The 10,283-nt window shown below is 66.7% G+C and carries 7 protein-coding genes and 1 pseudogene; 3 read left to right on the top strand and 5 right to left on the bottom strand.

Going from position 1 to position 10,283, the window contains the following annotated elements; genetic code table 11:
- Positions 1-1,206 (bottom strand): annotated as a pseudogene (locus tag AC1RMD_RS03150) (heme utilization protein); the annotation flags it as partial.
- A gap of 614 nt (positions 1,207-1,820) precedes the next feature.
- Between AC1RMD_RS03150 and AC1RMD_RS03145 the strand changes: the two are divergent.
- A complete protein-coding gene (locus AC1RMD_RS03145; RefSeq protein ID WP_492923543.1) occupies positions 1,821-2,717 on the top strand; it encodes a retroviral-like aspartic protease family protein in 897 nt (298 codons plus the stop codon).
- Here the strand turns inward: AC1RMD_RS03145 and AC1RMD_RS03140 are convergent.
- Entirely contained in the window at positions 2,696-3,088 is a 393-nt protein-coding gene (locus AC1RMD_RS03140; RefSeq protein WP_492923541.1) for a hypothetical protein, read from the bottom strand. The two genes, AC1RMD_RS03145 and AC1RMD_RS03140, sit on opposite strands and share 22 nt — an antisense overlap.
- Positions 3,089-3,112: 24 nt before the next feature.
- On the bottom strand, positions 3,113-4,102 hold the full coding sequence (locus AC1RMD_RS03135; RefSeq protein ID WP_492923539.1) for a GlxA family transcriptional regulator: 990 nt from the start codon (positions 4,100-4,102) through the stop codon (positions 3,113-3,115).
- Positions 4,103-4,183: 81 nt separating this feature from the next.
- Here AC1RMD_RS03135 and AC1RMD_RS03130 point away from each other — a divergent pair, with 81 nt between their 5' ends.
- The gene (locus tag AC1RMD_RS03130; protein ID WP_492923537.1) at positions 4,184-4,786 is read left to right on the top strand and encodes a DJ-1/PfpI family protein; all 603 of its coding nucleotides are present in this window, start codon (positions 4,184-4,186) and stop codon (positions 4,784-4,786) included.
- 5 nt (positions 4,787-4,791) lie between these two features.
- Here AC1RMD_RS03130 and AC1RMD_RS03125 read toward each other — a convergent pair whose 3' ends face one another.
- On the bottom strand, positions 4,792-7,455 hold the full coding sequence (locus AC1RMD_RS03125; protein ID WP_492923535.1) for a polysaccharide deacetylase family protein: 2,664 nt from the start codon (positions 7,453-7,455) through the stop codon (positions 4,792-4,794).
- A 205-nt stretch (positions 7,456-7,660) separates the two neighbouring features.
- Between AC1RMD_RS03125 and AC1RMD_RS03120 the strand changes: the two genes are divergently transcribed.
- The gene (locus AC1RMD_RS03120; protein ID WP_492923533.1) at positions 7,661-9,712 is read left to right on the top strand and encodes a glycoside hydrolase family 97 protein; all 2,052 of its coding nucleotides are present in this window, start codon (positions 7,661-7,663) and stop codon (positions 9,710-9,712) included.
- 6 nt (positions 9,713-9,718) lie between these two features.
- Here the strand turns inward: AC1RMD_RS03120 and AC1RMD_RS03115 are convergent, their stop codons facing one another.
- Positions 9,719-10,162: a hypothetical protein gene (locus tag AC1RMD_RS03115; protein ID WP_492923531.1), complete on the bottom strand. Its 444-nt coding sequence runs from the start codon at positions 10,160-10,162 to the stop codon at positions 9,719-9,721.
- Between the last annotated feature and the right edge of the window lie 121 nt (positions 10,163-10,283).

The following is a 10,283-nucleotide window of genomic DNA, read 5'->3' as shown; positions in this document are numbered from 1 at the left end:
GGTGCTCAGCGCGGCCAGCGAAGCGGTGGCCAGGTTGTTGACCTGGGCGGTGGTCAGCGCGGCGACCTGGGCGGTGGTCAGCGCGGCGATGCCGGCCGTTTTGATGGCCGACAGGTCAGCCGTTTCCAGCGCGGCAATCGCGTTGCTCGACAGCGCGGCCACTTGCGCGGTGCTCAGCGCGGCGGCTTCGGCGGTGGTCAGGGCGACCACTTGATCGGTGGTCAAGGCCTTGACCTGGTTGGCGCTCAGCGCGGCAATGGCGTTGGTCGACAAGGCGGCGAAATCGGCGGTTTCCAGCGCGGCGACGGCCTTGGTGCTCAACGCGGCCGCTTGCGCGGTGCTCAGCGAGCTCGCTTGCGCGGTGGTCAGCGCGACCACTTGGTCGGTGCTCAGGCCGGCGATGGCGGCGCTGCCCAACGCACCGATCTGGTTGGTCGACAGCGCGGCCACTTGCGCCGTGGCCAGGCCGACCAGCTGCGCCGTGCGCAGGGCGGCAATATCATTGGTGCTCAGGCCGGCGAGGTCGGCGGTCTCGATCGCGCCGATGGCTTTGCTCGACAGCGCGGCAACTTGCGCGGTGCTCAGGGCGGCGATTTCCGCCGAGGTCAGGGCGACGGCCTGGTCGCTGCTCAGCGCGGCGACGCCGGCGGTGCTCAGCGCGGCCACCGCGGCGGTGCCCATCGTATTGATCTGCGCCGTGGTCAGCGCGGCCACCTGGGCGGAGCTCAGCACGGCGATGGAGGCGGTCTTGATCGCGGCCAGGTCGGCCGTTTCCAGCGCGGCGATGGCGTTGGTGCTCAGCGCGGCGACCTGGGACGAGCTCAGTTGCCCGGCCTGGTTGCTGGTCAGGGCGACCACTTGGTTGGTCGTCAACGCCTTGACCTGGCCGACCGTGATGCCGCCGATCGCCGCCGTGGCCAGCGCGGCGACGTCGTTGGTGGTCATCGCGGCGATGGCCGCCGTTTGCAGCACGCCGATCTGGGTCGAGGTCAGCGCGTTCGCTTGCTGGGTGGTCAGGAAGGCGATCTGGGTGGAGTTCAGCCCCCCTGCCACCTGAGCCGTAGTGAAGGCAGGGATCTGCATGGTGGTGAACGCGGCCAATTGATCTGAATTGAACGCCGCAATATCGGCAGTTGCCAGAGTGATAATCTGGGCCGTGCTGAAACTGGCAATCTGCTCAGTGGTAAAACTGGTCGCGAAACTCATGCTTATTCTCCTGGAGGTACTACTCTATCTGCTCAGAAAGCAACTCGAGCGATCAGCTTGTGTCTGACGCTCGAGCCCTAGTGGATTTGTTACTTTTTTAACAAAATTTTTTAGATGCTGCGGGAAAAACTACTCCGTACTGCATATAACGACTGAATTTGGACTTTCATTAAGTAAACTTTTCTTTTGGCCACAAAGTTTCGGGCCGTCCCCGCCGGAACCGGACAAACAGCGGTTCCGATGGAAATCCAAGGGTCGATTATATCCGAGTAAATTTCCCAAAAGAATTTATTTCGACCGCTGTGTCTCTCTCGCAACCTGCCTGCACGGAATGTTTATTTATTAAAAAAGTTACCCTCGAAGTAATTCCATAAGGAAAATATGATGTTTTTATTGCCAACTTTTCATGGGAAATATATCCATGAGGACATATTGCCCTTGCCGCATGACAAGCAGATGACCGAACAGGGGGAGAACCAACGCTAATTTGACCGCCCCACAGCGGCCAGTTCATGCTGCGCCGCCGCCAGCGATAAAATTGTCATCCACCAAAGTTGACTGAACTGCTAACATCTGGCGTCGCCTGATCCAGGCCAACCGATCGCTTACGCGCCATGACCCACCCTACCCTGCAACAACTGCTGGGCGCCGGCCTGCTGCTGGCCGCCCAGGCCCTGACCCCGTCCGCCCACGCCTGCCGCTACACCGAGCTGGCCGCGCTCGAGCTCAAGCTCCAGGCCACGACCGGCAACCCCTACATCGAGGGCCAGGTCAACGGCAAGCCGGTGCGCATGCTGATCGACACCGGCGCCCCCCGCACCCTGCTGACGCGCGCCGAGGCCGAGCGCCAGCAACTGCCGCTGACGCGCACCCTCAACCGCGTGCGCGGCGCCGACAGCGACAGCGCCAGCTTCGCGGCCCAGCCGGAGGAAGTGGTGATCGGGCCGTCGCGCGTGGCCAGGGCCTGGTTCCCGGTGGTCGAGCGCGCCGACGATAGCGGCTACGGCGGCAAGGTCGGCGCCGACTACCTGCTGCAAGCGGACCTGGAAATCGCGCTGGCGGAGCGCCAGCTGAAATTCTTCAAGGAGGAAGGCTGCGACGCCAAGTCGCTGGCCTATTGGGACGCGCAGGCGCTGGAGGTGCCGCTGGAGTTGAGCGACCAGCACAGCGCCGCCTATGTGCAAACGCAGCTGAACGGCCGCAGCGTGCGCGCGCTGCTCGACACCAGCGCCGAACAGTCGCTGGTCGACCTGGGCACGGCGGCGGCATTGGGCGTGACCGCCTCGGCGCCGGGCGGCGCCGTCTTCGACAGCTTCGCCATCGGCGAGGAACACATCGGCCACCCGCGCATCGCGCTGGGGGCGATAGCCAACACCCAGCAGTTCGGCATCAAGCACGTCGACATGATACTGGGCCGCGACTTCCTGCGCGCGCACCGGGTGCTGCTGGCCACCGGCCGGCAGCGCTTCTACTACTCCTACCTGGGCGGTCAGGTGTTCGGCGCGCGATAGCGCCAGGCCAGCACGGCGGCGGTGGCCGCCAGCAGCGCCAGCGCCACCATATTGAGCACCACCACGCCGCCGGCGAAGCGCAGCACCAGGCCGACGCTGACGCCGGCCTTGACGGCGAACTGCCAGCCGCCGGCGAACGGATAGACGCTGACCAGTTGCAGCGCGTAATACAGCAGGCCGCCCCACAGGCCGGTCTTCCAGCGCTTGAGCGACAGCACGGCCGACAGCAAGCCCAGCATGGCCGCCCCGTACAGCAGCGGCAGCGCGTCGGCCGACTGCTGCTCGCCCAGCAGGCCCAGGCTCACGCCCAGCGCCAGCGCGCTATTCAATAGCAGCACCCGCGCCACCCACTTCTCGAATTCCTGCATCATCTGTTTACAGTCCGGTTCTCTGGTTCAGCCAAAGCGCGCCTGGTAATCGCTGGGGACCACGCCCAGCTGGGCGGCAAACGCGCGCCGCAGATTGTACTCGCTGCCGAAGCCGCTCTGGCTGGCGGCGCGCTTGACGCTCACGCCGGGCCGCTCCAGCAGCCCGCAGGCCGCCTCCATGCGCAGCCGCAGCAGCAGCTGGGCCGGCGAGATCGCGGCCTCCTGCCGCAGCCGGCGGTGCAGCGTGCGCACCGACAGCGCGCACGCCGCCGCCATCTGCTCGACATCGATCTGCTGCTTCAGGCGCGGGCGCAGCCAGTCGGTCAGCCGGCCGTGCAAGCCTTGCGGATCGGCCTGCGCCAGCAGCTCGGAGCTGAACTGGCGCTGGCCGCCGGGCCGCTTGAAGAACACCACCAGCCGCTTGGCCGTAGCGAGCGCCGCGCCGCGCCCCTGGTCTTCCTCGACCAGGCTCAAAGCCAGGTCCATGCCGGCGGCGATGCCGGCCGACGTGTAGCAAGGGCCATCCTTGACGTAGATCGCGTCGTCCAGCACCTGCACCTGCGGGTACTGCGCCTGCAGCTGGGCGGCGTCCATCCAGTGCGTGACGGCGCTGCGGCCATCGAGCAGGCCGGCCTGCGCCAGCACGAAGGCGCCGCTGCACACCGAGCAACAACGCCGCACGCCGCCGCCGCCCAGCGCGGCGCGCCGCACCCAGCGCACATGGGCCGGCGCCAGCGCCGCGCTGTCGCCCCGTTCCAGGCCGCGGCCGCCGGCCACGATCAGCGTCGCTCCGGCCAGGCTGCGAGCGGACCGGGGCAGCTGCTCGGTCATCACGCTGACGCCGGCGGTGGACGCCACCAGCCCGCCGCCGGACGCGATCATGCGGATGCGATAGGGTTCGGGCAGGCCGGCGTCGCGCGCCTCGTCGTTCGCGCTGGAGAACACCTGCGCCGGGCCGGTGGCGTCCAGCAGCACGAAGCCGGGATAGACGAGCAGCCAGATGTCGATCGGTTTCATATGGCAGATATTCAACCATGAATGTCATTTGTGTCAACCACCGTCGAGGCATGATGGACGCTTCCACCCACGGGAGCCAGCATGACACGCACCATCGGCATTTATGTATTCGACGACGTTGAAGTGCTCGACTTCGCCGGGCCGTACGAAGTATTCACCTGCGCCACGCGGATGGCCGCCAGGCTGGCGCCGGGCATGGAAGCGCCGTTCCGCGTGCGCACCATCGGCCAGCGCGGCGCCATGCTGCGCGCGCGCGCCGGCCTGAGCGTGTTCCCCGAAGCGGACTTCGGCGACGCCGGCCGGATCGACGTGCTGATCGTGCCGGGCGGCGTGGTCGACGCCGAGCGCGACAAGCAGGAAGTGATACGCTGGATCGCCGCCACCGCGCCCGCCTGCGAGCTGGTGGCGTCGGTGTGCACCGGCGCCTTCCTGCTGGCGCAGGCCGGGCTGCTGGACGGCCTGCAGGTGACGACGCACTGGGAAGACCTCGCCGACCTGCGCGCCGCCTTCCCGCGCCTGACGGTGACGGGCGAGCGGCGCTGGATCGACAACGGCCGCATCGTCACCAGCGGCGGCATCTCGGCCGGCATGGACATGTCGCTGCACCTGGTGGCGCGGCTGGCCGGCCACGAACTGGCCGCGCGCACCGCGCTGCAATTGGAATACGACTGGAACCAAGCCTGAACGGGCTACAGTTTCCTGAGCTGCTCTTTGGCGTAGCCGGCGTTGGCGTGCTTGGGCGCCAGCTCCAGGAAGCTGGTGTAGGCCTGCTTCGCCTTGTCGCCGTCGCCCAGGCGCAGGCGGGCGTCGCCCAGGTTCAGGTAGGCGATCGCGCGCGAGGTGTCGATCTGCAACGTGTTCTCGAACCAGCGCGCCGCCTCGGCGTACTTCTCCTGCTTGTAGTAGACGAAGCCCAGGTTGTTGGCCGCCAGGCCGAAATCGGGCCGGTACTTCAAGGCCTCGGTGAACGCCGCTTCCGCCTGCGCGTACTGCTTCTCCTTGTACAGTTGCAGGCCACGGTCGTTGGCGCGCTGCGCCAGCTGGCGGCTCGACGCGTCCACCGGCTTGGGCGCGGCGATCTGTTGCTGCTCGCCCTGCAGGTTCCTGACCAGCACCGTGTTGCCGTCGGCCTTCTGGTCGCGGCCCTTATCGAGCTTGCTGTTCAGGGCGATCGCGTCCGGCGACAGCTGCGCCGATTGCGCGCTGAGGAACTCCGCCTCCACCGGCAGCTGGAACACGAACTCGCCGCCCTCCGATCCCGGCAGGCTGCCGAAGGCCGGCGTCTGCTGCGCCACGCTGGCCACCGCCGGCGCCACATAGGCCGCCAGCTCGGTCGCGGTGATCAGGCCGTCGCCGTTCAGGTCGGCCTTGCCGTTCATCGCCTGCAGCAAGGTCCAGGTGAACACCGAGTGGCCGTTCGGGCCGCCGTCGGCCACCATCTGGTCGGCGCCGCCGGCGGTCAGCATCTGGCGGCCGATGCGGCGCGCGTTGTCGCGCAGGAAGGCGCTGTTGCCGCCGCCGCGGGTCAGACCCAGCCCGCTGTAGCAGGCGTCCATGACGAACAGCACGTGCTTGGCGTTGAGGCTTTCGGCGATGTTCTGCAAGTCCGTCATCGGGATGGCGTCGAAGCTGACCTGCTGCGGGTCCGAATCGACCGGAATGATGTAGCCCAGGTTGCGGCCGGAGCTGAGCTGGCGGGTGGCGCCGTGGCCGGCGAAGAACACGAAGATGCGGTCGTCCTTCTTCAGCCGGGCGTCGGCCAGCTTGTCGTGGAACAGCGCCAGGATGTTGTTGCGCGTGGCCTCGCCGTTCGACAGCGTGAACACCCGCTCGCCGGCGAAGCCGAAGCGGTTGACCAGCGTGTCGCGGATCGCCCTGGCGTCCTGCACCGCGTATTGCAGCTTGGGCCATTTCTGGTAGTCGTTGATGCCGATCACCACCGCGTAGCTGTTGGCGTAGCCGGTGCTGACGGCGATCTTCTCCGGCTCCGGCTTGCCGCCCTTGCTCACCTTGAATTCGTGGCCGTCCCAGGCGGCGAAGCTGTAGCCGTCGGCGATCAGCTTGTCGAGCACCAGCGGCAGCGCCTTGACGCTGCGCTCGTGGATGTCGTGGAACAGGATGATGCCGCGCTGTTCCTTGTTCAGGGCGGTCAGCACGCGGTTGGCGATCGAGCTCGGCACCGGATCGGCCCAGTCCAGCGAGTCGATGTTCCACATCACCGAGCGCAGGCCCAGCCGGGACAGGATGGCCAGGCCCTCGGCGTTGTGGGCGCCGTAGGGGAAGCGGAACAGCTCCGAGCGGCGCGCGTCGGTGGCCTTGAGCAGCAGGTCGGCGTTGGCGATCTCGCGGTACAGCTGCTCGCCCTTCTCCTTCGACAGCAGCGCGTGGCTGAAGCTGTGGTTGCCCACGGCGTGGCCGGCGTCGATCAGGCGGCGGCTCTCGGCGGCGTTCTTGTTCAGCGTCTGCTTGCCCTGCGCATCGAGCTGACCGAGATTCCGGCCGACCTGGAAGAACACGCCCGGCACGTTGTACTGCTTGAGGATGGCCGCCACTTCCTCGGTGTAGCTCTTGTGCGGGCCGTCGTCGAAGGTCAGCACCACGGTCTTGGGCGGCAGCGCGTTGCCGAAGATTTCCCTGGCCTGCACTTCCTGCTCCGCCGACCTGGGCTGCTCCGGATACGGCACGATGACGCCGTAGTCCTTCATGATCCGGTCGCGCGTGTACAGCTTGCGCAGGTGGCTCACGTAGTCGTCCCAGCGTTCGCGCTTGGGCGTGATGGCGCGCGTGTCGAAGCGCGAGAAGATGTCGTTGATCTCCTTGTCGTACTGCTTCTCGATATCCTCCAGCGCCGCCAGGTCTTCGCTGACGCGCTTGTGCAGTTTGATCGCGGGCAGGGTCTGGTCGGCGGCCGCCAGCTTTTGCAGCGACAGCAGCACTTCGCGGAAGGCCAGGCGGTCGGCGTCGAACAGGTCGCCGGCCGATTCGATATACGACAGCAGCGCGTCGGCGGCGGCGTCGCGCAGCGACGGCGGCAGCGCCTGGGTTTGCGCCAGCATGGCCTGCACCCCGGCCAGGCGCGCCAGGTTCTCGTGGAACAGCGACTGCCCGACCTGGCCGGCGGCCTTGCGGTCCGCTTCGGACAGCGACTTCTCGTCGGCCAGCAGCACGATGATCTTGCGGTAGGCCGCCAGCAGATTGCGCAGTTCCGGCAGGATCTCGGGCGCGGCGCCGGCCACCGCCGTCGCAGCGGCGGGCGCGGCGGGCGGTTGCTGGCCGCGCAGCGCCGCGTAGGCGCCCGCGCCGGCGACGGCCACCACCACGGCCGCGATGCTCAACTGCTTGATGTATTTCATGTGCGATGTCTGTAAAAAGCGAATGGCGCATTCTATGACACATTTGCCAATTTTACATCGGGGTCAAGTCTGACATTCGGACACGAGCACAGCCCTAACGGCGGAAACGGCCGAGGCCGTGTCTGAATGTCAGACTTGACCCCGGGGTGTTTTTCGTTTTCTGGCATGATGGGCGGTCCCCACCATGCGATCAAGGAAACCACCCGTGTCCCTGCTGCCAACTTTCCGCCGCGCCGTCGCGCTCTTGCTGCTGGCCGTCTGCGCCGCATCGGCCCGCGCCGACGACATCCTGGCCAGCGTCGCCTCGCCCGACCGGAACATCAGCGTGTCGCTGCAATTGAGCGGCGACGGCCGGCTGGCCTACCAGGTGCGGCGCAACGGCAAAGCCTTGATCGCGCCGTCGCGGCTGGGCTTTGTGCTGGCCAACGCGCCGCAGCTGGATGGCGGCTTCTCGCTGGCCGGACAGACGGTGAGCGAGCATGACGACACCTGGGAACAGCCGTGGGGCGAGCGCCGCTACGTGCGCAACCACTACCGCGAGCTGCGGCTGGAGCTGGTGCAGAAGGCCCAGCACGACCGCCGCATGGCGCTGGTGTTCCGCGTGTTCGACGACGGCGTCGGCTTCCGCTACGAGCTGCCGGAGCAAGCGCAATTACCGCAGACCCGCATCGCCGACGAGCTGACCGAGTTCGTCGTCGCCGCGCCGGCCACCGCGTGGTGGCAGCCGGCCGGCGAGATGGCCGCGCTGGAATATCCGATCACGAAAACGCCGCTGAGCGAAGTGGGCCTGGCCAACACGCCGCTGACCATACGCACCAGCGACGGCACCCACATCGCCTTCCACGAGGCGGCGCTGGTCGACTATGCGTCGATGTGGCTGCGCAAGGTGGACGGCCAGAAGCTGCGCGCCCACCTGACGCCTTCGGCCAGCGGCGCGCCGGTCGAGCGGACCGGCGCATTCACCACGCCGTGGCGCACCATGCAGATCGCCGACAACGCGGCGGGGCTGTACATGTCGGACCTCATTTTGAATCTGAATGAGCCCAACCAGCTGGGCGACGTGTCGTGGGTCCATCCGTCCAAGTTCGTCGGCGTGTGGTGGGAGATGCATCTGGAGCGCACCTCCTGGGGCGCGGGCGCGAAGCACGGCGCCACCACCGCGAACACCAAACGCCATATCGACTTCGCCGCCAGGCACGGCTTCCGCGGCGTGCTGGTGGAAGGCTGGAACCTGGGCTGGGACGGCAAGTGGTACGGCGACGGCACGGAGTTCAGCTTCACGCAGGCCTATCCCGACTTCGACCTGGCGGCGGCCAGCGCCTACGCCATCGACCAGGGCGTGCGCCTGATCGGCCATCACGAGACCGGCGGCAACGCGGCGCACTACGAGCAGCAAATGGATGCGGGCTACCAGCTGTACGCGAAGCTGGGCGTGGACAGCATCAAGTCCGGCTACGTGACCGATGCCGGCGCGGCGCAGTTCCGCAGCGCCGGCGGCGGCTCGCACTACGGCTTTACCGATTCGCAGGAAGGCGTGCGGCATTTTCAAAAAGCGGTGACGGAGGCGGCGCGCTACAAGCTGGCGATCGATACCCACGAACCGGTCAAGGACACCGGATTGCGCCGCACTTATCCCAACTGGATTTCGCGCGAGGGCGCGCGCGGCATGGAGTACAACGCCTGGGGCAATCCGATCAACGGCGTCGATCATGAGGCGAAGCTGGTGTTCACGCGCATGCTGAGCGGACCGATGGACTACACGCCGGGCATCCTGAGCCTGGAGGGCGTCAAGGGCCGGCCGATCAACTCGACGCAGGCCAAGCAGCTGGCCAGCTTCGTGGTGATCTACTCGCCGGTGGTGATGGCGGCGGACCTGATCGAGAACTACGAGAAGTATCCGGGTCCGTTCAAATTCATCAAGGACGTGCCGACCGACTGGGCCGACACGCGCGTGCTGCACGGCGCGGTGGGCGAATACGCGACCATCGCCCGCAAGGACCGCCACTCCGACAACTGGTATGTCGGCTCGGTGACGGACGGCGCGGCGCGCAGCTTGTCGCTGCCGCTGTCCTTCCTCGATCCCGGCAAGCGCTACACCGCCGAGATCTACCGCGACGGCGAGCACGCCGACTACCGCAACAGCCACCGCTTCGACATCGTCATCGAGAAGAAGAGCGTCACGTCCAGGACCGTCTTGCAACTCAAGCTGGCCCCCGGCGGCGGCCAGGCTATCCGCTTGGTGCCGGTCGCCGAGTAGCGCTCTCTATTGGTCCGCGCGGCAGGCTGCGGCGAGTTTCCATGTGCTGCCGCCGGGGAAGCGCAGCCAGATCGCTCGCCACGCATTGCGCGTGCCGCAGCCGCTTGCGTTGGCCAGCCGCGATGGCGTGGTCGGGGCGCCGTCGCAGATGATGACTTCGTCCTGCACTTTGGCGTAGGTGCTCTTGCCGCAAAAGGTGGCGCGCAGTTCCGTGCCGTTTGGCAGGAACAGCTGCTTCCATTGATAACCTTTGCTGGCGTCCTGCGCTGCGGCTGGGGTGGGGTCGCATTCACGGGTGGCCGACGTGGCAGGGGCGCCGGCGGCGAACCAGTCCCGGATCAGCCGGCATACCACCGCTTCGGTCTTGGGGCCGAACCAGCCTTCGCCCGTGCGGTCTATCAGGCCGTGGAGTACGGCGGTCGGTATATGGAAGGGGATAGGGAGGGGCATTTTTTTCTCCGGCTCTAAAAGCTCTAATCGTTATAGATCGGTCTAATTCAATAGACTTCGCTCTAATTTTTCTAATCCTGGCTCTAAAAACTCTAAAAAAGAGCGCGGTGGACTCTAATTT

This window comes from Duganella sp. GW822-FHT06D06, from assembly GCF_058799615.1.
The sequence above is the reverse complement of the archived record's forward strand: the minus strand, read 5'-3'. Positions and strand labels throughout refer to the sequence as shown.

Bases quoted from the DNA above. Each gene is read 5' to 3' on its own strand.
- AC1RMD_RS03145 (WP_492923543.1), top strand. From the start codon at position 1,821: ATGACCCACCCTACCCTGCAACAACTGCTGGGCGCCGGCCTGCTGCTG.
- AC1RMD_RS03140 (WP_492923541.1), bottom strand. From the start codon at position 3,088: ATGATGCAGGAATTCGAGAAGTGGGTGGCGCGGGTGCTGCTATTGAAT.
- AC1RMD_RS03135 (WP_492923539.1), bottom strand. From the start codon at position 4,102: ATGAAACCGATCGACATCTGGCTGCTCGTCTATCCCGGCTTCGTGCTG.
- AC1RMD_RS03130 (WP_492923537.1), top strand. From the start codon at position 4,184: ATGACACGCACCATCGGCATTTATGTATTCGACGACGTTGAAGTGCTC.
- AC1RMD_RS03125 (WP_492923535.1), bottom strand. From the start codon at position 7,455: ATGAAATACATCAAGCAGTTGAGCATCGCGGCCGTGGTGGTGGCCGTC.
- AC1RMD_RS03115 (WP_492923531.1), bottom strand. From the start codon at position 10,162: ATGCCCCTCCCTATCCCCTTCCATATACCGACCGCCGTACTCCACGGC.